General features: G+C 56.3%; 26 protein-coding genes. 14 read left to right on the forward strand and 12 right to left on the reverse strand.

Annotated elements, in window-relative coordinates; all coding sequences use genetic code 11:
• Positions 1 to 90: 90 nt before the first annotated feature.
• The 4 genes from QW772_05780 to QW772_05795 form a co-directional block, all read right to left on the reverse strand.
• Positions 91 to 294, reverse strand: a complete 204-nt coding sequence (locus tag QW772_05780; GenBank protein ID MEM0038417.1) for a hypothetical protein — start codon at positions 292 to 294, stop codon at positions 91 to 93.
• Entirely contained in the window at positions 287 to 466 is a 180-nt protein-coding gene (locus tag QW772_05785; protein ID MEM0038418.1) for a hypothetical protein, read from the reverse strand. Before QW772_05785 ends, QW772_05780 begins: the two co-directional genes overlap by 8 nt.
• A gap of 28 nt (positions 467 to 494) precedes the next feature.
• Positions 495 to 716 carry a hypothetical protein gene (locus tag QW772_05790; GenBank protein ID MEM0038419.1) on the reverse strand — a complete coding sequence of 74 codons (222 nt, stop codon included), beginning with the start codon at positions 714 to 716 and terminating at the stop codon, positions 495 to 497.
• A 127-nt stretch (positions 717 to 843) separates the two neighbouring features.
• Entirely contained in the window at positions 844 to 1,560 is a 717-nt protein-coding gene (locus QW772_05795) for a helix-turn-helix domain-containing protein (GenBank protein MEM0038420.1), read from the reverse strand.
• A gap of 169 nt (positions 1,561 to 1,729) precedes the next feature.
• Between QW772_05795 and QW772_05800 the strand changes: the two genes are divergently transcribed.
• The 9 genes from QW772_05800 (at position 1,730) to QW772_05840 (ending at position 11,786) form a co-directional block, all read left to right on the forward strand.
• Positions 1,730 to 2,524, forward strand: coding sequence for an SDR family NAD(P)-dependent oxidoreductase (locus QW772_05800; protein MEM0038421.1), 795 nt, complete (start codon positions 1,730 to 1,732; stop codon positions 2,522 to 2,524).
• Between the two features lie 213 nt (positions 2,525 to 2,737).
• On the forward strand, positions 2,738 to 3,910 hold the full coding sequence (locus tag QW772_05805; GenBank protein ID MEM0038422.1) for a TRAP transporter substrate-binding protein: 1,173 nt from the start codon (positions 2,738 to 2,740) through the stop codon (positions 3,908 to 3,910).
• 51 nt (positions 3,911 to 3,961) lie between these two features.
• The gene (locus QW772_05810) at positions 3,962 to 4,453 is read left to right on the forward strand and encodes a TRAP transporter small permease (protein MEM0038423.1); all 492 of its coding nucleotides are present in this window, start codon (positions 3,962 to 3,964) and stop codon (positions 4,451 to 4,453) included.
• Between the two features lie 6 nt (positions 4,454 to 4,459).
• Positions 4,460 to 5,764 (forward strand): TRAP transporter large permease subunit, encoded by a 1,305-nt coding sequence (locus QW772_05815; protein ID MEM0038424.1) that lies wholly within the window; start codon positions 4,460 to 4,462, stop codon positions 5,762 to 5,764.
• A 64-nt stretch (positions 5,765 to 5,828) separates the two neighbouring features.
• Positions 5,829 to 6,761 (forward strand): NAD(P)-dependent oxidoreductase, encoded by a 933-nt coding sequence (locus tag QW772_05820; GenBank protein ID MEM0038425.1) that lies wholly within the window; start codon positions 5,829 to 5,831, stop codon positions 6,759 to 6,761.
• A gap of 57 nt (positions 6,762 to 6,818) precedes the next feature.
• Positions 6,819 to 7,709 carry a dihydrodipicolinate synthase family protein gene (locus QW772_05825; protein MEM0038426.1) on the forward strand — a complete coding sequence of 297 codons (891 nt, stop codon included), beginning with the start codon at positions 6,819 to 6,821 and terminating at the stop codon, positions 7,707 to 7,709.
• Between the two features lie 10 nt (positions 7,710 to 7,719).
• Complete coding sequence (locus QW772_05830; GenBank protein MEM0038427.1) at positions 7,720 to 8,751, forward strand: D-isomer specific 2-hydroxyacid dehydrogenase family protein; 1,032 nt, start codon at positions 7,720 to 7,722, stop codon at positions 8,749 to 8,751.
• Positions 8,752 to 8,881: 130 nt separating this feature from the next.
• Positions 8,882 to 10,309 (forward strand): FGGY family carbohydrate kinase, encoded by a 1,428-nt coding sequence (locus tag QW772_05835; GenBank protein ID MEM0038428.1) that lies wholly within the window; start codon positions 8,882 to 8,884, stop codon positions 10,307 to 10,309.
• Between the two features lies 1 nt (position 10,310).
• Positions 10,311 to 11,786: an FGGY family carbohydrate kinase gene (locus tag QW772_05840; GenBank protein MEM0038429.1), complete on the forward strand. Its 1,476-nt coding sequence runs from the start codon at positions 10,311 to 10,313 to the stop codon at positions 11,784 to 11,786.
• Between the two features lie 12 nt (positions 11,787 to 11,798).
• On the opposite strand, the gene QW772_05845 is transcribed toward QW772_05840, so the two are convergent.
• From QW772_05845 to QW772_05865, 5 genes are read right to left on the reverse strand one after another with little or no spacing between them, the layout of a single operon-like run.
• On the reverse strand, positions 11,799 to 12,497 hold the full coding sequence (locus QW772_05845; protein ID MEM0038430.1) for an ABC transporter ATP-binding protein: 699 nt from the start codon (positions 12,495 to 12,497) through the stop codon (positions 11,799 to 11,801).
• 56 nt (positions 12,498 to 12,553) lie between these two features.
• Entirely contained in the window at positions 12,554 to 12,958 is a 405-nt protein-coding gene (locus QW772_05850; protein ID MEM0038431.1) for a hypothetical protein, read from the reverse strand.
• On the reverse strand, positions 12,937 to 14,538 hold the full coding sequence (locus tag QW772_05855) for a hypothetical protein (protein MEM0038432.1): 1,602 nt from the start codon (positions 14,536 to 14,538) through the stop codon (positions 12,937 to 12,939). Before QW772_05855 ends, QW772_05850 begins: the two co-directional genes overlap by 22 nt.
• 1 nt (position 14,539) lies before the next feature.
• A complete protein-coding gene (locus QW772_05860; GenBank protein ID MEM0038433.1) occupies positions 14,540 to 16,216 on the reverse strand; it encodes a hypothetical protein in 1,677 nt (558 codons plus the stop codon).
• A 17-nt stretch (positions 16,217 to 16,233) separates the two neighbouring features.
• Positions 16,234 to 16,872 carry a DUF447 family protein gene (locus QW772_05865; protein MEM0038434.1) on the reverse strand — a complete coding sequence of 213 codons (639 nt, stop codon included), beginning with the start codon at positions 16,870 to 16,872 and terminating at the stop codon, positions 16,234 to 16,236.
• Between the two features lie 66 nt (positions 16,873 to 16,938).
• Between QW772_05865 and QW772_05870 the strand changes: the two genes are divergently transcribed.
• Both QW772_05870 and QW772_05875 read left to right on the forward strand, forming a co-directional pair.
• Positions 16,939 to 17,712, forward strand: a complete 774-nt coding sequence (locus QW772_05870) for a 6-hydroxymethylpterin diphosphokinase MptE-like protein (protein MEM0038435.1) — start codon at positions 16,939 to 16,941, stop codon at positions 17,710 to 17,712.
• Positions 17,639 to 18,601 (forward strand): hypothetical protein, encoded by a 963-nt coding sequence (locus QW772_05875; GenBank protein MEM0038436.1) that lies wholly within the window; start codon positions 17,639 to 17,641, stop codon positions 18,599 to 18,601. The genes QW772_05870 and QW772_05875 overlap by 74 nt, the downstream gene beginning before the upstream one ends.
• A gap of 27 nt (positions 18,602 to 18,628) precedes the next feature.
• On the opposite strand, the gene QW772_05880 is transcribed toward QW772_05875, so the two are convergent.
• The gene (locus QW772_05880; protein MEM0038437.1) at positions 18,629 to 19,612 is read right to left on the reverse strand and encodes a hypothetical protein; all 984 of its coding nucleotides are present in this window, start codon (positions 19,610 to 19,612) and stop codon (positions 18,629 to 18,631) included.
• 73 nt (positions 19,613 to 19,685) lie between these two features.
• Between QW772_05880 and QW772_05885 the strand changes: the two genes are divergently transcribed.
• Positions 19,686 to 20,570 (forward strand): RimK family alpha-L-glutamate ligase, encoded by an 885-nt coding sequence (locus QW772_05885; GenBank protein ID MEM0038438.1) that lies wholly within the window; start codon positions 19,686 to 19,688, stop codon positions 20,568 to 20,570.
• A 25-nt stretch (positions 20,571 to 20,595) separates the two neighbouring features.
• Here the strand turns inward: QW772_05885 and QW772_05890 are convergent, their stop codons facing one another.
• On the reverse strand, positions 20,596 to 21,096 hold the full coding sequence (locus QW772_05890) for an Lrp/AsnC family transcriptional regulator (GenBank protein ID MEM0038439.1): 501 nt from the start codon (positions 21,094 to 21,096) through the stop codon (positions 20,596 to 20,598).
• Positions 21,077 to 21,304: a hypothetical protein gene (locus QW772_05895; protein MEM0038440.1), complete on the reverse strand. Its 228-nt coding sequence runs from the start codon at positions 21,302 to 21,304 to the stop codon at positions 21,077 to 21,079. The genes QW772_05890 and QW772_05895 overlap by 20 nt, the downstream gene beginning before the upstream one ends.
• 84 nt (positions 21,305 to 21,388) lie before the next feature.
• Between QW772_05895 and ilvA the strand changes: the two genes are divergently transcribed.
• Complete coding sequence (gene ilvA / locus QW772_05900) at positions 21,389 to 22,603, forward strand: threonine ammonia-lyase (GenBank protein MEM0038441.1); 1,215 nt, start codon at positions 21,389 to 21,391, stop codon at positions 22,601 to 22,603.
• Positions 22,596 to 22,934: a hypothetical protein gene (locus tag QW772_05905; GenBank protein MEM0038442.1), complete on the forward strand. Its 339-nt coding sequence runs from the start codon at positions 22,596 to 22,598 to the stop codon at positions 22,932 to 22,934. The genes ilvA and QW772_05905 overlap by 8 nt, the downstream gene beginning before the upstream one ends.
• Positions 22,935 to 22,978 lie beyond the last annotated feature (44 nt).

Below are 22,978 nucleotides of genomic sequence, written 5' to 3' on the forward strand. Positions count from 1 at the left end.
CCCCTTTTACTTAATCGAATAATGTTATTTCAGCAATCATTCATTAGAATTAAAGCAATGAACGTAGTAATAAACCCCAATACTGCATAGCTAGCGTGAAGCGTGCCTGCGAGGATTTGTTGATAGGTCATCTATCACAGCACCCACTATCTGAGTCAATAGATATAACTTCGACCCATCAACTGTGTCCCTACCGCACACATCAATCTCACGCAACAATATCCTGCAACCGAGAGTTTTTGCCTCTTCAGGACGGGGGGTCAGGGTGAGGATCTGCTTCAGTTTTTCATCCACCTCTTTTAGCGCTTGGTTGTGCTTCTGCAGTGTGTCCCCCCAGCATTTCCTTCCGAGTCAGTTGCTTGTCCAGGTAGTGCAACCTCATTATGTTTCCCGAGGCCCGCCCCCTCAACATACTCAGCAAGTCCTCCCCGTCCTCGAACCTCAGGTAGAGCCTGATGGCCTTCACAATGTGGTCCCACACGTTGGGGAATTGATCAGAGAGGTACTTGGAGGTCGTCGATGCTGAAGGACCAGCCTAAAGCAGCGGTCAAGCGTGTTAAGTAGGTAAGGCGCTCCTCGACGGTCCTCCCAGACCTGCCCAAAGATTTAAGGCAGTCCGCAAAACTCTCAAGCCTCTGAGGACTCAGAACTATAACATCATCAACCCTCTTAGGCAGCACCTCACTCCTAACGAACTCACATAACAAATCAGCCAAGCGGTAGGCCTCTGAGGGCGGCGTCCTAACCAGGCTAGACGACGGGCCCCGGGACTTTATCCTCGACCGGTTTTAAGTGCTGCTTGGATCCTGACACACCATCGCACGACGCTTCAAAGACTTTTTCTCAACTTATGAATCTGAGGACCTCCTCGAAGACTTTCTTAGTCACTTTCCTGACGTGTATGTCTACGGTGACTTTAGACAGCCCTAAATACCTCCCCAGCTCGTTTAGGTTGGTCCTCCTGGGGTGGTCGAAGTAGCCGGTGTTGTAGGCGTGCCTCAGTACGTTCAGCTCGCTGGAGGTCAGTTTGTCCGTGATTATTGAGAGGAGGGACCTCCTCACCAGTATCATGCTCAGGTAGTCCGCAGTGTCTATGGGGCTGTAGGACACGTTACCACGCCCGTAGAAGTTCTTAAGGCTCTCGAAGTACCTGCTCAGCTGCTCCCGCGTCCCGAGGACCACGTACTTCCTGAATCCCCTCTCGAAGACGTAGGGCGTCAGGACGTTGACCCCGCTCGCCTCAGCCAGCCGCAGGAAGTCGCACCTGGTCTTGTAAGCCACTATGTATGTCAGCCTGCCCTCACTCCACCACCTGATCCTCTTAATATGGCTTTCAGGGGTCCTCAGGGAGGGTCTGAGCTTCTCTATATAGCTACCCACGTTGTTATTGAATGAGTACGCGAACACCACGTAGTTGTCGGAGCCAGCGAGCTTTATGACCTCCAGGCTGATGCTGGCTGAGCTCACCTTACTCAACCTGCCGAAGAAGCTCCTGCTAGGCTTCTTAATCTCCACGTAAAAGATGCTCATGCCATCCGGCAGTAGAGAAGACCTTAACATTAAGTCTGACCTCGCCCGTCTACTATTATATGGATCGAACAATATAAACTTCGTGACGCGGGTGTTAGTGCGGGTTCAAACCCCTAGAGAGTTATTAGAAGCTAAATAAAAACGGTTTTAACATCGAGTTAAATAGGCGACCCACTAATCACTACAAGGTGTTACGTCAATGAACCTCAGAGGTAGGGTGGCGTTAGTGACTGGAGGCGGCAGGGGCATAGGGCGTGAGATCTCCCTGACTCTGGCGAGGCACGGCGCACACCTAATCGCCGTGGACGTGGATCGCGACAGCCTCGACGAGACCGTGAGGGAGGCTGAGAGCCTCAACATCAGGGCGCTAGGCCTGATTGGTGACGCGACGCGCAAGGATGACGTGGAGAGGGTGGTCAGGCAGTCGCTGGAGGAGTTCAAGCGTGTGGACGTGCTGGTGAACAACGTGGGGGCTTACCCCAGAAACCCCTTCACCGAGATGAGGGACGAGGACTGGTTCCGAGTGATAGACCTCAACCTGACCAGCGTGTTCTACGTTACGAGGGCCGTAGTCCCTCACATGATTAGGAACGCGTACGGGAGAATCATCAACATATCCTCGATAACGGGGCTCTACCACGGGGTTCCGGGGCTGGTGCACTACGGGACGGCTAAGGCAGGAGTCGTGGGCTTCACAAGGTGCTTGGCGGCTGAGCTAGCCCCCCACAACATTACGGTGAACGCCGTAGCGCCCGGACCCATACTCACGCCCGGGGTCAGGTCTATATGGTCGCCTGAGGACATCAGGCTGCAGGAGTTCGTGAATCCGCTGAAGAGGTTCGGAACACCCTCCGACGTAGCGAACCTGATCCTCTTCCTGGCGAGCGACTACGCCAACTTCATAACGGGTCAGCTGTTCGTGGTCGACGGGGGCCTCACGTTCGTCAACCCGAGGTCGGTGGTCAAGGAAGCGCTGGAGAAAATGCGTCCCTAGACCGTGTGAACGCCTGGGAGCCTGACCCCCCGTAGAGCGCGGGAATAACGCTGATTCAATTTCCTTGAGGTTTAATCCTCACGCCTCCAGCAAGCCCTAGGGATGTCGGACCCTGCAAGCACCCGTGAGCCTCGTGGTTGGCAACAATAAAACTTGTTTTATTATGCTCATATATACATCGTACACCACTTCCACCCATGAAGGGTGTATGAAGTGTTGCGGCAGGGTGTGAGTTTAACCACCGCAGTGATTATAATCGTTCTTGTAATGGTAGCGGCTGTAGGCGGGTACCTCGTCGGCTCGATGGGGGCTCCCGCCGGCACAGTCACTGTGACAACGACCAGCTACGCCGGCGCGGCGGGAACTATAACCAGGACGGTGACGCAGCCCACCACCGTGGTGCAGACGCAGACCCTCACGAGGACCGTCACCCAGCCCACCACCGTAACACCGCAGTTCGAGCTACACGCCGCCTACGTGACCGCGCCCTCAGAGTATGACACACACCACTACTTCTTCACTAGGTTTAAGGAGAAGGTTGAGACCAGGACTAACGGGAGGGTTAAGGTCGTCCTGCATCCGGGGGGTGAGCTGGGCAATCAGGTGGACTACCTTGAGATGATGAAGGCCGGAACCCTGTTCATGGCCACTATAGAGGTGTCGCAGTTCGTGCAGTTCACGGATAAGTTCCTGTTCTTCAGCTTCCCAGGACTCTTCAGAACCACTGAGGAAGCGCAGGCTTTCGGGGAGGCCCCCGAAACGCTCAAGTACGCTAACGAGGTGGCGGGACCTCTCGGCTGGATGGTGCCGGCCATAACGGTCGCGGGTGCCAGGTACTTCCTGACGGTGCCGGAGAAGCCCATTAAGTCCATAGACGACTTCAAGGGGCTTAAGATAAGGGTCATGCCCAACCCCATATTCGTCGACTCCCTGCAGACACTCGGGGCACTGCCAACCCCGTTACCATATACGGAGGTCTTCACAGCCCTCCAGACTAAAACCATAGACGGCATGGAGAACGAGGTCGCCGCCATCATAGCTATGAGGTTCTATGAGGTCGCGCCAAACATAGCGCTCTTCGGATGGTGTTACGCATGGCACTGGGTGGTCTTGAGCAAGCAGCTCTTCGACAAGTTGCCCTCAGACATACAACAGGTAATACTTGACACGATCACTGAGACCGCGAAGGAGAAGAACGCGTGGGCGCTGTACGTGGAGAGGGTGGTGGGCCTGCAGGTGCTGATGTCGCGCGGCGCCAAGATATACAGCTTCGACACAACGCCGGGATTCAGCAAGCTGGCAACGTGGCTGGAGACGAGGAAGGACCAGATCCCGGCGTTCGCCCTGGAGTGGTTGAACAAGTACAGGAGTGGCTTGGTAGGATAACCCGGTTTTTACTTCAAAAACACTCTAAACAATGTTTGAAGGTGGTAGGTCTTGGTTAACATAAGGAACGTCTTTAATGGGATCGACGCAGTCTTGAACATCATCGAGCAGTCAGTCGTCCTTGTAAGCGGTGTGGCGTTGCTCACCATACTGATTTACTCCGCGGTGGGGAGGTACCTGGCCGGGTACGGAGCCCCTGAGGAGGCCGAGCTGACGTGGCTCTTCTTCCTCTGGCTCTGCTTCTTCGGCGGGAGCAACCTAGTCAGGGAGGGGGACCACCCGCTATTGAACATACTGTCGGACAGGATCTCCAGGAGTCGGAGGGTGGGCAAGGCCTACAAAGCACTCACACACACAGCCCCAATAATCTTCGCCGCACTCCTGACCTACGGGATATACAAGATGTACCCTATAATCGCCATCAGCATAACCACCATGCTCAGACTCCCCCTAACGATATACTACGCCGCCGCCTTAGGCGGGCTGGCCGCCTTAACGATTAGGTATTTAATCAAGGTGGTCAGGACGCTGAGCCCTGGGTGAGTGGACATGGTTCTCGACCCACTGACCTCGTTCGCACTGTTCTTCATAGCCTTCATACTCATGGCCCTGGCGGGGATACCTATCTTCGCCTCACTGGGTCTGAGCGGGATAGCAGTCATACTGCTCGCCGGGAAGGACATAACCATAGCGATCAAGAGCTTCATGATGCCCTTCCAGTCCTTCCCCATGCTGGGGGTGTTCCTCTTCACCCTGATGGGGACCGTGTTCGAGAGGACTCAGCTCACGAAATACATTATAGATGCAGTCGAGCCGGCTGTGGGTCGCGTCAAGGGAGGTCTCGCGATCAGCGTTGCAGTATCCAGCGCGTTCTTCGGCCTGCTGACGGGGTCTGTGGCGGCGACCGCGGCCGCCTTCTCCAGACTCACGGGGCCTGAGATGGAGCGCCGCGGCTACCCTAAGAGCTTCGCCGGCTCCGTCATATGCGCCTCAGCCCCGTTAGGGGCCTTCATACCTCCAAGCATTCCCGGGATAATCATAGCCGTGGCCACAGGGACTTCAGTGATAACGATGTTCATGATAGGGGCAGGCCTAGGCATCATACTGCTGGCGGGCTTGTCCATCCTGATATTCGCGATCTCCTACAGGAACAACTACGGGGGTGTGGTGAGGAGGTATACGTGGAGTGAGTTCGGCGTGAACGTCCTGAAGACTATGCCAATACTAGTGGTGCCGCTGGGTGTTCTATGGAGCATATACTTCGGCGTTTTCTCAGTCACGGAGGCCGGGGCTTTAGGGGCGGCAGCGTCGTTCGCCGTGGCGGCGCTCTACAGGAAGCTTACGTTGAGGAAAGTGCTCGAGATATTTGTCGAGGCCTCCAAGACCACTGGGATGATACTCCTGCTGATAGGGTCGTCCTACATAATCAGCTTCGCCTTCAGCCTGACCGGGATCAACGCCGCCCTCATATCCCTGCTCAGGGACTTAGGTTCGCAGTACGTGCACATGGCACTCCTCTTCCTAGCGGCTATACTCGCAGCCCTCGGATGCTTCCTGGACGTGATAGTCCTGGCAATAGCCCTGGGGGCGGTCACAGTGAGCGCCCTCACGCCGCTGGGTGTTAACCCATACCACATAAACTCGTTGTACCTCTACGGCGTTCTGTTAGGCACCTGCACACCACCGGTCGGGGCGGCGGTCTTCGTGGTCTCACAGACCCTGAACCTACCTATAGAGAAACTCAGCAGGAGCGTCTGGGTCTTCGTGCTGCTCTACCTAACGCTGTACGTGGCTCTAATATTCATCCCCGAGCTGGCCCTGTGGCTCCCCAGACTCCTCCGCCTACCGCTATAGCATAAAACCCTTTTTATTTAACGCTTAATACCTACCCCTTGACTACCGCATGGGGTAATCCACGATGACGTACTTAATCACGGGCGCCGGAGGGTTTATAGGCAGGTTCCTTGTCGAGAAGATAGTTCTTGAGCTCGGGGAGCCGGTCGTAGCTCTGGACAGGATCCCAGTATCCCCGTTCAAGAATCACCCGAAGATCAAGTACTTGACGGGCGACGTCTCAGACGTCATCACAGTAAGCAAAGTCATGTGCAAGTACAGGCCTAGGGTGATCTACCACCTCGCGGCCCTCCTGGCAGACGCGTGTGAGGCCGACCCCATCACAGCGCTCAGAGTGAATATAGATGCGACGCAGTACCTCATAGATTTGGGCGCGGCCCACGGGGTTGAGAAATTCATATTCATGAGTTCGGAGGGGGTCTACCACCCCGACACCCCTGAGCCGGTTAAGGAGGAGCAGGCGGGCAACCCGCCGATCTACTACGGCGTCGCCAAGTACGTGGGCGAGCTCATAGGTCTTTGGTACTCTAGAAAGGGCTACATAGACTTCAGGGCTTTAAGGCCTACGGTGGTGTTCGGCCCTGGGAGGTTCAGAGGGCCCTCAGCCGAGTACTCCAGCATAATAATTGAGAGCGCTTTAAGAGGCGAGACAGCAATCATCAAGAACCCGGACGACAGGGTCAACTACATCTACGTCAGGGACACCGTTAACGCCCTTATTAAACTGGGTGAGGCGGAGAAAGCCCCTTCGAGGGTCTACAACGCCGGGGGCTTCGTAAGTAAAGTCATAGACTTCGCGGAGATGGTGAGGAAGTACATACCCAGCCTCAAGTACGAGGTGAGGCCGCAGCCGACGGTTAGGTACCCCGCCGTAGTTGACATAACGAGGGCGATGAACGAGCTGGGCTGGAGGCCGGAGTACCTCCACGAGAAGGCTATAGAGGACTACATAGAGACCGCCAGGAAGGGGTCGGAATTATTCAACATATACGCATAAAACCTGTTTTATTGATGTTCTATTTACCCACGTAAAGAATTCATGGTGGTGTGCAACGTGTTCGAGGTCACGGGCATTATGACCGCGCTCATAACGCCGTTCAGAGCCGGCACTGAGCTGTGTGTGGAGTGTATTGAGCCCCTGATTAGGTTTCAGGTGGAGAGGGGTGTGGCAGGCCTCTACATATCGGGAACGTACGGTGAGGGCGTCATAACGCCGCTAAGCGTTAGGGAGGCCCTCTTCAGGAGGGTGATCGAGGCCGCGCCGTCGAAGACGACCCTCCTCCCGCACGTAGGCGGGGCGGACGTCGGGACCGTCACGCATCTGGCTAGGTTAGCCAAGGACTTAGGCTATCCAGCAGTGAGTGTTGTAGGCCCTCTATACCACGCCCCCACCAGAGCGGGCCTGGTGAAGTTCTTCAGCCACGTAGCCAGGGCGGACGTACCCATAATAATATACAACAACAAGGGCAGGCAAGGGTACAACATATCCCCGGAGGACTTCGACGCCATCGTTAAGGAAGTCCCGCACGTCGCCGGGATAAAGGACGCCAGCTACGACGTCGAGCAGCTTCTGGAGTACGTTGCGAGGTTCGGGTCAAGGCACTTCATCGCCGGCGCCGGGGACAACCTCCTCCTCTACACGTTCGCCGTAGGCGCGCCGGCCCACATATGCGGGGTCTCGAACGCCCTCCCGGAGATCGCCACAGACCTCTACAAGGCAGTCACCGCGGGAGACTTGAGGAGGGCGGCCGAGCTTCAGTACAGGATCGTCACGCTGAGGAAGGCGATCAGGAGGTTTGGTGTGGAGACGCAGGAGGTCCTGAGGGCGATGCTCAAGTTGAGGGGGGTTGACAGCGGTGAACCGCCTATACAGCTGAGCTACACGCTCACCGACGAGCAGATGGGTGAACTTAAAAACATCTTGGGAAAGTACCTAACGCAGTAGTGTGAGGGCCTTGGGCAGAGTCAAGATAGCTGTAGTGAATTCCAAGTCATTCGGGCTCTACACGGACGCCGTTCAGAGGCTCGAGAGGATGGGAGAGGTAGCGAGGATAGAGGTCCCGAAAGACATAGGGGGTGGCGAGCTGGCGGCGAGGTTGGACGGCTACCACTTCATAATCGCTAGCGTAACGCCCAGGTACGGCAGGGAGTTCTTCGAACGCAACGGCAGCGTTGTCATGATCGTCAGGCACGGGATAGGGTACGACAACATAGACGTTAAAGCGGCTGAGGAGCACGGCGTCATAGTGTCTAGGGTGCCTGGGTGGAGGGAGCGTGAGGCAGTCGCCGAATACACTGTAGCCCTGATGTTGAGTGCATTGAGGTTCGTCGTTCAAGCGTCCAACAAAGTCCGTGAGGGAAGGTGGGGTGAGAGGGCGAGGTTCATCGGAGGCGAGCTGAAGAACCTCACCGTAGGTCTCGTGGGCTTCGGGAACATAGGCTTCAGAGTGGCCACGATACTGAGGAGCGGCTTCGGGGCGGACGTCGCCGTGTACGACCCATACATACCTAAGCAGAAGATAGAGGAGGCAGGGTTCAGACACTACTCAGACCTGTGTGAGTTGCTCAAGGTATCGGACATCGTAACCCTGCACGCCACCCTAACCCAGGAGAATTACCACATGATAGGCGCCAGGGAGTTCGAATGCATGAAGGACGGGGTTGTAATAGTCAACACAGCGCGAGGGGAGTTAATAGACACGCAACAATTAATAAAGTACGTGGAGGCGGGGAAGGTCAGCACGGCAGCGCTTGACGTGGTTGAGGGGGAGCCTATAGGTAGGGACCACCAACTCCTAAAGCATGAGAACATCATAGTGACCCCACACATCGCCGCATACACGTGGGAGGCGGTTAAAGGCATGGACGACGCGATGGTTGAGGCAGTGGTTAATTACTTAAGCGGCAAGCCGCTGGACGGCGTCGTCGTGATGCCAAGTAACCCTAGGAAGCTCCCGCCTGACACGACATTCACGCTACCGTCCTGAACACTCGATAGGTGATGGGGGTGGGCGAGCAGCGTTGAGGGACCCCCACATTCCGAGGATGTGGTCGGGCCCTCCGCCTTAACCACTCCATTTATGTTTACTCACACATAATAGGTATTAGGTTAGGGCTTTGATAGTCGCTGTCGATGTGGGCACTTCAAGCGTGAAGGCAGGGCTTGTGAGTCCGGGCGGCAGACTCGTCAGGTCCTACGTCAAGCCCATCCCGTTAAGCACGCCGGCTCAGCTCGCCGCCGAACACGATTTAGAGCTTATGTGGCGGCTGGTTCTGGAGGGGGTGGTGAGGGTCTCACGCGGCTATGAAGGCAAGGTTGAGGCCATATCGCTTGGCACGTACCTCCACGCCCTAGGAGTCTTAGATGAGAGATTCCGGGTGGTCGTGAATGTTATGACCTATCTTGACAGGCGTTGCCATGCAGAGCAGAAGGAGATTGAGGAGCGCGGGTTCGAGCTGTACAGAAGGACTGGATGCCCCCCTATATTCGTCTTCCCACTGTGTAAAGCCTTATGGCTGAGGAGGCAAGGCCTGCTGAGGTCGTCGCATAAGCTGACCTTCCTTAAGGATTACCTGGTATACAAGCTGACCGGACGTCATGCCGTGGACTACGGGGTTGCGTCCGGGACTGGGTTCCTGAACGTGCGTGACTTAAGGTGGGAGCCGCTGGCTCTGGAGGCGGGTGCGGTGGACGAGGACATGCTACCGCAGTTAGTTGAGGGGGCTAAGGTCTATGAGCGTGTGGATGTGAGGGACGCGAGGCTAACGGACGTGGCGGTAGTTCCGGGGTCTTTCGACGGGGCCCTCCAGAACATAGGCTACGGCGTGTTCAGCCCGGATGCAGTGCTAAACCTAGGCTCAACCACTGTGGTCAGGGCGCTCACGCAGGACCTCGTGATAGATAGGGAGCCTGAGGCTAGGTTCTTCACGTACTACGCTGCCGACGGCTACAGAGTCGTAGGTGGGGCCTCCAACAACGGCATGGCGGTCGTCAAATGGTTTAAATCGATCTTTAGAGGAGGCCGCTCATTACGTGGCGGCATCATGTGTAGGGACGGCGTGTACGTCCTGCCGTTCGCAGCAGGGGAGAGGTACCCCTTCAGAGACCCTGACCTCACGTTCACGTTCACGGGCCTGCGTTTAGAGCACAAGCATGAGGACTTAGTTAAGGCCTTGTTCGAGGGCATGGCGTTAGTGGCGAAGGCTATAGTTGATGCTGTTGAGGAGAACACCGTTGAAGTGAGGCAACTACACTGCGCAGGCGGCGGGTGCGGTAACGCGGATTTAGTGAGGGTTTTCGCTAACGTGCTATGTAAGCCAATACTCATTCACAAAAACCCCAGGAATGCAGTGGTTCTAGGTGCAGCAGCCACTGCCATGAAAGCCCTAGGCTACATAAAGTCTTTCAGTGAGGCTGAGTTTAGATCCGGAGCCCCGGTAACGCGCGTTAACCCTGATAATGATTCATGCACCGTTTACGAGGAGTGCCTCAAGAAGTTCCTCAAGCTTGTTAACGTGTTTAGAGGGTCGCCCCAGGGGGTGTGATTTGAGGGTTCTCTCCATAGATTTAGGCACGACCAACCTCAAGACCTCCGTGCTTGAAATCGGTGACGACCTGAGGCAGGTTAGGACGTTGAAGTCCATCGTAAGCAGGCTAACGCCTCACACTCCAGAGCCCGGGGCCCACGAGCACAGCCCGCAGGAGGTGAGGATGCTCATCACCCAGCACGTGAGGCATCTAACACGTAGCTTCAAAGTGGATGCGGTAGTCCTGGCGACGTACCTCTTCGCTACGGTGATTGTTGATAGGGAGCTTAAGCCGAGGAGCAACATAATCACGTGGCTGGATGAAAGGTCAATAAAGTTCGTTAGGCTTGTCGGAGAACGCGGGCCCGAGCTCTACAGAAGGACCGGATGCCCGCCAACACATATCTACACCCTCCCTAAGCTACTATGGCTCAGGAGATCATGCCCGGCAACCCTTGCCAACGCCTTAATACTTGACGGGAAGTCGCTCCTGACCTCATGGATGCTGGGGTACCCGGTGACAGACCTCTCAACAGCCTCAGGAACCTACCAGATGCTGAATATAAGCGAGCTTAAATGGGATCCGCTTGCGCTGGAGACTGCGGGTGTGGATGAGAGCTCGCTCCCGCAACTGGCTGAAGCGTACTTCACGGACGTATTGAGGGAGAGCGCGGCGGTAGACATGGGGCTGAAGCCAGCAACGCCCGTGATTCTAGGACTATATGACGGTGGTTCCATGATATTCGGTCTAAACGGGGGTGTGAGGGATGTGGCAGTCATGAACGTCGGCACCAGCGCCATGCTAAGGGCTGTGGTCAACAAACCTGTGGTTGACTCATCACCGCACATGAGGCTTCAGACGTACTACCTACTCGATCGCCTGTGGCTCAGCGGCGGGGCGGTGAACAACGCCGGCGTCGTTGTGGAGTTTATGGTGAAGCTAGTGAATGCTGACGTAAGCGAGCTCCCCAGGATTTTAGAGGGGGCTCCGCCTAAACCGTGGGAAACCCCTCTAACCTTACCCCTACTTCATCCGGAGAGACTGCCGTTCCTGCGGAGTGCGGGTATGCACATACTCTCCATAGGGCCTGGCACCTCAGCGCGGGCACTGATCTGGGGGGTTGTGGAGGGGGTGTTAATGCTTCTAAAATTACTAGGCGATAGCCTCCACGAGAACGGCATCCCGTACGGGGAGGTAAGGATCGGCGGGGGGCTGGCTAGGTATAGGGGCGTCCGTGAGATGGCCTCACTGATCTTCGGTAAGAGGGTGGGGTATGTGGGCGGTGTTGAGGCGTCGCACATAGGCAACGCGCTACTCACTCTGAGAGCTACTGAAGGCGTCAAGGCGGTGGACGAGTTCGTCAGGAACGTGGGCACGTTACTGGAGTATGAGGATTTCAATGAAGCCCTCGCCAGGGAATATGAGCTGAAGTACTCAAGGTTCAAACGCCTGGTCTGCAGTGACCTGCTTCAGCCGAGCTCTGAAGGTTCATAATGGTAGGGGTGATTAAGCCCTGCGTTTGAGCGCGGCGTCCTTCAGGTAACCGTCCAGCAGGTTTAGAGATCTATCCATGAGGTCGAGGAGTCTCGGGTCGTGCGTGACTATAACCACGGTCGTTTTGAAGTCCTTCCTTATCTTTGTGAAGAGATCTATCACCTTCAACGCGGTGTTCCAGTCGAGGTTCGCCGTCGGCTCGTCAGCCAGGAGCACTGAGGGGGTCATGACCAGAGCCCTCGCTATAGCTACCCTCTGCTTCTCACCGCCGCTCAAGTGCTTCGTCCTGACGTCGACCTTACTAAGGAGTCCTATGTACTCCAGGACCTCCCTAACCCTCCTCACCCTCTCCTCCCTCCCGACCCCCGCTATCAGCATCGGTATCTCAACGTTCTCGAACACTGTGAACTCGTCTATCACGCCGTAGTCCTGAGGTATGTAGCTGACCACGGTGTTCCTGATCATGGCCAGCCCGTTCTCGTCAAGCATGTTAAGGTTGTAGCCATCCACGATAATCTCCCCCCTGTCAGGCCTCACCAGCCCTGCAATCATCTTGAGTAGCGTGGTCTTGCCTGAGCCACTGGGTCCGTGGATACCCACTATCTCCCCCCTCCTGAAGGAGGCGTTGAGGTTCTTCAGCACCACTACCTTATTGTTTCCCTCGTCATACGTCTTCCACACATCCCTCAGGAGGACGACGACATCGCTCACACACCACACCCCGAGAAGATAGTGTTTCAGCAGGTGTTAAATCTGAAGCGCTTTAATCACGTGGCGGCCCTAACGGACCTGTAGGTGAGGTTCAGCGTGGCTAGCGTGGCCGTGAACGTGAGTGTGAGGGCCGACAAGGCGATGATCGGGCCGGCCATGATGTACGGGGTCGAGATCAGGCCGGCGACTAGGAGGGAGTATAGGCTCAGCAGAGCCTTCACCTGGCCGGGCCTCAGGCCGTGTATGAAGAGTACGTAGAGGACTGAGGCGTGGATTCTGAAGTCCACCACGACCGCCGCCACGGAGGCTATAACGCTTAAGGACAGGACTGCGTACTGGACGGCAACGCTGCTCCTGAAGGTCAGGAGCAGCAGGATGTTGAGCGCCGTGACCGCGGACACCTTGACTCCAGAGCTCCTGCCAGCGACCCGGCTGAAGATCAGGAGTATGTCGCCTCCCAAGCCTTAACACCACCTATTACCTTAGAGACTGCCAAAGCGTTGATGCTCCTGCTCATCGTCTCGGAGATCTCCTCAACCCCGAAGACCATGCTGTTTATGGTGATGTGCGTCCCCCCCTCCCCAGGGTTTATGAATATAGCTAAGTCCACGCCCGAGCCCCATGAGTCGACGTAGTCCATCTTAGCGTGTACGAAAGCCTCCCCTCCCTCCACCCTCCACTCGATCTCCTCCACGTAGAAGAACTCGTTGGCCTTAATGAGGTCCGCAATCACCTCACACAGCCTACTTACGTCCGCCACCGGCGTGATCAGGACATATCTGGCGGTGGGGGGCATGAACGCCTCCGTAGCCAGCCTCTCAGGCCTTACTTTGAGGCCCATGTAGACCGTCGAGACAACCCATGCTAGGAGTAGGGCGACCATGGAGTTGAGGGTCGCTGCGCCTCCCATGGACGCGAACACGTAGGTTAGGGACGCCAGCCCGGGGGTTAGGATTGACATGATCGTGTAGCCGACGACTATGACCGTTATCGCCCAGGGCTGGAAGCCCATGTACGATATCTTGTCCCTCAACTCCCTCAGATAGGGGACTGTAGACGAGAAGACGGAGATTATTATCACGGAGGCAGTCACTGAGGAAATAACTGCTGAGACCACTGACTCCGCGGTGGGGACGCGGACATCGGATAGGAAGTACGCAACGCCGTTGCCGACCACGGCCACCTCGCTGACGGGGTACTGGGGTTCAAGGAGGCTGTAGAGCTCTGAAGGATCTACGAACCTGCTGACACGCCTCACCACCACGTCCGTCACCAGCTCCCTACCGCTGCCGCAGGTTCTGACAGCGTTCCGAAGCGACGTGATGAGGACGTGCTGCAGCGGGACTGTGATAGGTTCCGTGCCTACGTAACCCTGGATGGGTATTAGCGGTGTCCTGTAGAAGATGAGGTAGTTCCTGAGCATATCACCGTTAACGCGTATCAGAAGCACTTCGTAAGAGATGTCGTCGACCTTAAGGAAATCCGCAACGAACTCACTGCCGGCCTCGCTGTAGAGGAAGACGCGGTCCTGAAGGCCCCTCTCGATACCCAGGCTCTTCAAGACGGTGTCCTCAACACCCACCAGCACGTAGATGAGCTTCCTGCTTCTCTCGAGGGTGTAGGGAGGGTCGAGGATCACCCTATAGAACTTCAGGCATTGCACGTCTGCACCCGCACGCTCCAGTATCGCTGAACACGCGTCGGCGTTGACGGGGGTTTCGAACCTGACCATCAGGTCGTAGAACTCGTTACCGATGCTTCGGTCTTGGACAACCACCAGGTTGTTCTCGTACCTGGTGTTAAAGCCTGATATTATGACAGACGCCACCACCGCCGCGAGGATCAGGTATGTGGACGGCTTCCTCAAGATGAGGAGGCTCAGCTTGTAGATGCTGACGATCCTCGCCAGCCTGGCCTTGACAGATATCTTGAACTCCCTGACCATGGCTGACTCTACGCCCACGTACTTAATCGCTGAATAACCGACGGCGGCCATGACGAATACGTATACTGAAAGGAAGAATATCTGGGTAATGCTCACCTCACATCACCCCGCAGATGCTCATGATCACCGATGTAGCAACCCCTAAGCCGGCGCCAGCCAGGATCAGCGAGGCGTAGGTCGTCAGGGATTCATACACGTCAACACCTATCCTGAAAGCAACGTACTTCAGGGCGGACGCCGCCAGGAAGAGCAGGCCTAAATCCGGTGTGAGGGTGACGCCCAGTAGCACGCCGAAGAGCGAGACGCTGCCCAGGCCTGCTAGCCTCAGCACGACAATGAGGGACACCGCTAGGACGAGCCCGATGATTATGGAGTGCGTGTTGAAGGATGAGAGGCTCCCGCTGTAGAGGCTGTTCATCCACATGACGAGCGGAACCCACCTCAGCAGGTTGAGCTTAGGTGAAGTCAGCCCGAAAGAGCTGAGTAGGAGGTGACCGTAAATCAGGGTTATCGGCGCCCCGACCAGCATTAGGAGTGCTGGCAGGAAGGTTGACACCTCCGCCCTAACCTCGAGGGTCTTCCCCGCCTTGACGTAGTTGAGGGTGTTCGCTGCCACGAACTGGGGCATCGGCACGCCCGTGTAGGGGTCCAGAAACACGTAGGGCACCGCACCCCTGGCCCCGGATATGAACAGCGTCAGCGTGGCTATTGGCAGTGTTGCCTGGGAGACCGTGCCCGCCTCACCAGCAACCCTTAAGGTGAAGATGGTTAGGAAGAGCTGGAGTATCACTATCGCAGGCACCGCTACGAGCAACGTGTGAGGGACTTCCGAGAGCATCAGCACGGGAACTAAAGCACTGGTGATGAGGACCACGGACACGAGGAGGTACCGCATCAAGTACCTGCTTAGATACACGTACCTAAGCGAGGTCTTGATGTAGGCCCAGCTAGTGACTATGTAGTACGATGAGGCGACGGCGAGGAAGCCGCTGATGAGGGATGCGGTGTAGGGCGCTGCGGCGGTAGCTAGCGCGCGGCCGTCCAGCGATGGCGTGGAGATCAGCAAGCCCATCGAGGCCAGCAGGGGGGTCACGGCCAAGTATGTCACCAAGTTGCCTAACCCTATCCCAACCGAGGTGTTGAGAGGTATGAGAAAGGCGAGCATAAGTATGAAGACATCTACAGATAACGCGAGGCCTGAGCCCGGGAGGACCCGCTGGAGGGCGGGCGTCACGTCTAGCGTCAAGCCCCCCGAATGCATGAGGGCGAGCTGGCTGAGGAAGCCCAACATGACGGCCGTCACCAGGTACTCCCTCCTCAAAGACTTACCTACCTGGATGACCCTGGCTATGGAAGCGCCTATGGGGTAGGGCAGCTTCTCCCTCTCCACGTAGTGCTTGTAGAAGACGTAGGCAATGATGGATCCCGAGATCGAGACGGCGGTGGCGTACGAGTAGAACAGTATGGTGTCGAGGCTCAAACCGCCGGAGTAGTACATCCAGTGAGGGAGGTTGATCACCGCGGGGTCTCCGTAGGCGTTAAGCATTGTGTAGGTCACGTACATGCCGGCCGTAATCGTGGTCGATATGGAGATCCCAGCCGCTATAGTCACCCCTAGGAAGTGCTCGAATACGGTTGGCGTCCTCCTGCAGACAGCTCTGAAAAGCACCAGGAAGATGATGGCCGACACCACTCCCGCTATCTCCGCGGTCGTGTAGCCGGTCACTGCGTACCCGTACGTGTCCGCGAAACCCTGAAGGAGGCCGACAACCAAACCCAGCAGGACAGCCCCTACCAGCCTTGACGTAACCCACCACCGACCAGCCGTCTTAACGCTTCCTCAAGCTCGTCAGCCATGTCGACCAGCTCCCCACTCCCTAACCTTCTCACTAAAGTAAGGTTCAGTTCTATTAAATTTAGGTAATCACTGACGGCGTCCGCGTGCTCGTTGCCCGCGCCTGCCAGAGCCTTAACCTTAGTGTAGTACGTCAAAGCCTCGAGCAATGCATTATTGGCTCTGCTGAGGGCTAGCCTCGACCCCGTCCCCGTGTAAACATCATCAAAGTCGATGAGGAACACCGCCCTCACGCCCTCAACCCCTGCAAGGCTGGCGTGACCCTCCACATACAGGTCGAAGTCGCCGCAGATCACCGGGACGTTGCCACGCCGCCCCGTCCTGAACCCCAGCTCGCCGGGTCTGAGCAGGGCTTGAAAGAAGTACCTGGCGTCTTGAGTGAAGTTCAGAGTTAGGTAAGGCCTTACCATAAGGTTACGGTAGGTCGTGGTTGAGGTATAGGGTCTGAGCAGTAGCTGAGTCCCGGAAAACTCAACCCCCATGGGGGATGCGTGAGGCGTTAGATCGTTGTTTGAAGTCACTGCTAATGCCTCGTGATGCCCGAACCGCAGAAACTTCCGTAGCTCAGCAGCCATCGCATCCAACCCCAAGGAATTTAGGGTATAGCATTTAATTTAGATTTCGAGGGAGGGGTTAGCGGCGTGGTTTTCGGAGGCCTGAGGGATGAGGTTCGGTGGGCATCACTGCATGAGATCGTTAGGCGTGAGTTCGGATTCGACGTTGAGGAGGACTTCAACGCCGCTGAGGTCCTGAACATGATCATTCAAAGCGGTATGGCCTCCCGCGAGACCGTCGCGGGGAAACTGCGAGGCCTAGTGGGGGGCGCCCGAGCCCTAGTCGTTGGAGCCGGTTCTAGCTGCGTCGACGTTAAGGAAGTGTTCAAGCACTATGACGTGCTCATAGCTGCTGACGGTGCTCTGAGGTGTTGCCGGAGCGTCGGCGTCGAACCCCACGTGGTTGTGACGGATCTGGATGGTGTGGGGTTAGGCGACCTACTCACATTCGAGGGCGTTATAGTGATCCACGCTCACGGCGATAACGTGGGGAGGCTGATCTCCATGGTGCCTCTCCTGAAGGGTAAGGACGTGTTAGGGACTTCCCAAGTGCCCCTCAAGACCTCTAACGTAAGTGTTGCCGGGGGATTCACGGACGGGGACAGGGCCGTCTACATAGCGCTTGTGAACGACGCGCGTGATGTGGGGCTGGTAGGCTTCGACTTCGAGGGATCGGTGGGAAGGTACTCTAAGCCGTATCTAACTGGGGAGGTTCCGGCAACCCCGGTTAAGAGGAGAAAGTTTTATTGGGGGAGATTCCTAATTGAGTTGATGGGGTTGGGCAGCGGTGTCGAAGTACGCTATGCGTGCAGTGCGTCTGAAGGTCCCCTACAGGCTTCACCTAGGCTTCTACAGGTATAGTGATCCACCACACTCCTTCGGCTCCACCGGCATCGTGGTGAGGGAGCCCTACTTCATCATGAGTGTCGAGAGGGTCTCAGGCCCCACAGTTATCGAAACACCTACCGAAGAGTCGAGGGACCTGATCCTGAACACGCTGTTTAGGATGGGTGTTAGGAACGGCCTCAAGGTAAGTGTTGAGGGTTTGGTTAAGCATCACGTGGGGCTGGGATCAAGGACTAAGTTAGTGATGAGCCTGCTTAAGGCCCTCACCGTCGTCGGGTGCCTGGGTCCGGGAACGCGGATTGACGCTGTCGCCAGGGGGTTGGGGGTGGGTCGCGTGTCGGGGGTGGGGATCCACACCTTCCTTAAAGGCGGGTTCGTCGTGGACACAGGTGTCGTGAAACTCGGTAACGCGTTGAGGTACCCTGAGCTGCTGCTGAGGTTGAGGCCGCCGCCATGGAGCGTGTTGGTCGCCATCCCTGAGGGGATCACGGGGCTGCGTGAGAAGGACGAGGAGCCCATACTCAGCAACGTGGAGCCGCACAGGAATCAGAAGGAGCTTTACGAACTCCTCATACACCTAACGACTGCAGTGCGTCTGAGCAACTTCGGAGTCTTCAGCAAGGCCTTATCGAGAATACAGCTTCTGGCCGGTCAGTACTTCAGCAGGCATCAAGGCGGTGTATACTCCAGCGAGGAATCAGCCCTGATAGCTGAGACGCTACGTAGGAGCGGCGTGGAGGCTGTAGGGCAGAGTAGCTGGGGGCCGACCGTGTACGGATTCGTCGAAGACGGGAGGAAAGCCGCGAGAGCTACTGCAGCTCTAGAGGGTTTGAGGGCCTCGTTGAGGCTGGACTATTGGGTGACGAAAACCTCTGTACGAGGATTCCTCACCGAGGCCTTCTAGGATGGCTAAGATAGCGTCGTGGACATGCTAATACCCCACCAGGACGTAGTAGATGGAAAGAGAGAGGACTGTGTTCACCAGGATTAGGATGTAGTAGGTCCTCACCAGCTCCCTCTCGGCCATGGGTTCCTTCAGGACGAGCAGCTGGACCAAAGTCACTGGGGCTCTCGCATCCATGGAGGGCCTCATCCTCATGTCCTCAGCGAGCTCGACCGGCCGGACTATCTCCTCCTTATTCCTGAGTCCGCTGACGCTTGTGATTAGGCTGAATCCGTTGATTATAAGCGGCGTTGAGAGCATAATCAGGAGGTACTCCCTCCTGAGGAGGACTGCCTCCGACGCAACTAACGCCCCCAGAATGAATGAGCCGCTGTTACCGTTGAAGATCTTCGCTGGATATGTGTTGAAGGCTATGTAGCTAATGAGGAGCGACGTCACGAACAACGCGAAGTGGAGCCCTCCATCCATAGGTGGGGGCCCCCACCCCAGAACGCTTGAGGCGGTCATAGCGGCTGACGAGGCAAGGGCCACCCCGACCGCGACGCCGTTGTGTGTGTCGATCATGTTGTAGGCGTTTATGGAGACTGTGTACGCTAGGAGGAGGAGGAGCGGGTATATTATATGTAACCTTAATTGACCCACAAGCGGGACGTAGGGCCGCGGAATGTACGAGGAGCTGAGGATCACCGGCAACGCAGGCGCCGTCAGAAGTACGACCTTCCAAAACGCGTTGATCCCTCTGAAATCGTCGTAGAGACCTAAGAAGCCCGCGATTAGGGCCGCCATCATGTGGTGAGGGACGTGCGGCACGTTATTCAGTGTGGCGAGCAGTAATCCAAAGAGCGCGGTCACCATGTAGGCAGGCCCCGCAGTCTTCGGCACTGCCGGCCTGCCTGGCTTGTGGACATCGGGTGCCACTAAACCCTTCCTCCTCTCTAGAGCCATGACCACGTACGTTGACACTGCAGTTACGGCCGAGGCGATCAACACCCACTCAAGCACCTGAACCACTCTGAGGTTTAATAGATGCCCCGACCTTTATAATTAGCGTTACGACTTAGTCTTGAGGTAACCCGTCTTGAGGGTGGCGGTGATTCACGAGGCCCCTGTCCCACCTCAGTCAGCCAGGGAATTGCTGACGGAGTTGCTGAAGAGAGGGGCTTCAGTCCTCTACTTGAGGATCTCCAGACTCAACAGCGAGGTGTTGAGTGACGGCGGGCTGAGGATTAGCTATGGGACCGAGCACGTGCTTGAGATTGACGGCGGTCTTGTGAGGGGGGTTGGCTCTGTGACAAGCATGGAAGCCCTGCTCAAGAGGGTGAACACGTTGAGGCAGCTTGAGATGAGGGGGGTGACGCTCATGAACAGCGCTCAGGGCTTCATGAACGCGCGTGACAAGTACAGAGCGACGCAGCTCCTGGCTAACGCAGGGTTAAGAGTCCCTGAGACCAAGCTGACGGAGGACGTGTACGTGCTGAGCGAGACTGTGAGGAACTGGGGGAGGGCGGTCTTCAAACCCCTCATAGGGAGCATGGGGTATGGCTCACTCCTCGTCACAGACCCTGACGTGGCATTCATCATAGGTAAGACCTGGCTCAGCCACAGCCAGCCAGTACTGCTTCAGAGGTACATGAGAAGCAAGGACCGTGATATAAGGGTCTTCGTGGTGGGCGGCGAGGTGTTAGGAGCTATATACAGGTACAAGCCTGAGAACACATGGAAGACGAACGTAGCTCAGGGGGCCAAGGTGGAGGGGGCGGTCGTCGACGTGGAGCTCAAGGAACTCTCGATCAAGGCTACGGAGACCTTAGGTCTGGACTATGCTGGAGTGGACGTTGGGGAGACTGAGGAGGGTTACGTCATATATGAGGTGAACGCCATGCCTAACTGGCAGGGATTCTACGCCGGGACGGGCATAAGCCCGGCGCCGAAGATAGTTGAGTGCCTGTTTAACAGGCTGAGGAAATGAAATAAGTGAACGAGGGCTGAACCCACTAAGCACGCAAAAATATTTTCCTGACCCCCTCACTCTCCAGAGTCTTGAAAACGTACTTGACGTCCATCTCCGTAACGCCCTTAATCAGTGCGATCCTGTCAACGGTTGACGTCAACTCCTCGCTGCTTGTGGATGCCACCTTAATGAGGAGTGGGTACTCGCCGCTGACTTCATACACCTCAAGTACGTTCGGGTAGCTCACGAGCTCCTCGACCACGTTCCTGATGTGTTGAGGACTTGCCTTAACCTCTATGTAGACCTGTTGCACGAGCCCCAGGCGATTCAAATCCAGGCAGGCGGTGAACCCCTTGAGAATACCCCTCTCTTTAAGCCTCCTCACCCTCATGTAGATCGTGGACTCACTCACGCCTAACTCACGCGCGAGCTGCCTGAACGGGATCCTTGAATCGTTGACCAGCCTAGCTATTATCTTGACGTCGAGCTCGTCCACATTCGTGTAGATCCCTGCCTCGACCGTCTCACCCACACCTCCCGGCAAACCTGTTCACTATCACCAAATAATAATTGCCCCCAACCTCCTCAACATCCACCAGCGAGAGCCCCGACCTTATCACCAGCTCGACATACCTCTGTATCTCCGTTACGTTAGTTATCATTACCTTAGCGCTCTCCCCACATCCCAGCGTGTTGCTTAACTCGCTGAAGAGCTCCCTCGCCTCCTTAACGCTCCTCACAACTCTCTGCACTCACTCCTTACCTGACCTTAATAGGTCTCGAGGTCTTTAAAGCTTAATTACCTGCTCACCGGTCCTTACTCTAGGGTATTGTGATTGGAGGATGAGTCAATTCTGGAGTTAGTGTTTAAGGCTTCGGAAGTCCTTAAGTCAGTCGTACACAGGACGCCGACCGTTCACTCAGCCTTCCTCTCCTCAGTAACCGGGAAGTCCGTCTACCTTAAGCTGGAGAACCTCCAGAAGACCGGGTCGTTTAAGGTTAGGGGCGCGTACTTCAAGATCTCCTCACTGCCTCAGGACGTGATGGTCAGGGGCGTTGTCACCGCATCCTCCGGAAACCACGCTCAGGGGGTGGCTTACTCCGCCAGGGAGTTGAGGGTGCCTTCAGTCATAGTGATGCCTGAGACCGCACCGCCCTACAAGGTCAATGCTGTGAGGTCGTACGGCGGTGAGGTGATACTGCACGGTCAAATATATGACGAGGCCTACCAGAAGGCGCTAGAGGTCTGTGAGAGGACTGGGATGACGCTCATACATCCGTTCAACGACCCCCACATCATAGCTGGTCAAGGCACTATAGGGCTGGAGATAATGGAAGACGTCCCGAAAGTCGACACTGTCGTGGTTCCTATAGGGGGCGGCGGCCTGATCTCGGGGATAGCTCTCGCCGTCAAGAGGTTGAGTGGCGGGAGGGTTAAGGTGGTGGGCGTGGAGCCCTCGGTAGCCGCCAAGACTAGGGCGGCTCTGGAGGCAGGTCACCCGGTCAAAATGTCACCTCAACCATCGCTGGCCGACGGGGTCATAACTAAATCCCTAGGCGATCTGACGTTCAAGCTGATTCGGAGGTATGTGGATCAGGTCGTTGAGGTTGAGGAGGATCAAATAGCTAGGGCCATATACCTCCTGCTGGAGAGGACTAAGTTACTGGCTGAGGGTGCTGGGGCGCTGTCAGTGGCTGCGCTACTGTCAAGAGGTGCTGAGATTCCTGGTGACACTGTCGTGGCTCTTGTGAGCGGTGGGAACGCTGACCTGACGACTCTCTACAGGATCTTGATGAGGGGCTTGATGAGTGAGGGCAGGGTGGTCAGAATAACTGTATCGCTGAAGGACGTGCCGGGCAGTCTGGAGAGCGTGTTGAAGGTGCTCGCCGACCTAAGGTGCAACATACTGGAGATAACTCACGACAGATTTGACCTGGATATCAAGCCCGGGTACGCGAAGGTCAAGATACTCATGGAGATTCCTGAAACGCGTACGTTAGTTAGGGCGGTTGAGAGGCTCAAGGAGCTGGGGGTCGAGGTTCTTGAGTGACCTTAAGGCCTTCAGCACAACATTGTTGCTGGAGTCCTCGCCGGACACGTACGAACTGCTCGTCAAGACGCTCGCCAAACTTAAAGAGGATCTGCTCAGGCTGGGGTACACATGCAGCGTTGAGGAGCACTCCTACCTGTGCAGCTCTCCAGACACTCTAGTGAAGATCTTCCCCCTACCCCACACCGTGGAGACCCGCATGATTGAAGCACACCGCTTCACAATCAAAGTGGTTCTAACCTCGCTCGACCCGAGGAAGCTGGTCCAACTTAACGACCTAGTGGCCACTAACGTAAGGGGCTCTGGACTCAGATACAGGAGGACGGACTGACCCTGACAACTCATCGCTGGTTGGTGCACGTCATAGCCTTGGTT

It is taken from the genome of Zestosphaera sp. (assembly GCA_038727705.1).
Classification (GTDB): Archaea; Thermoproteota; Thermoprotei_A; order Sulfolobales; family NBVN01; genus Zestomicrobium.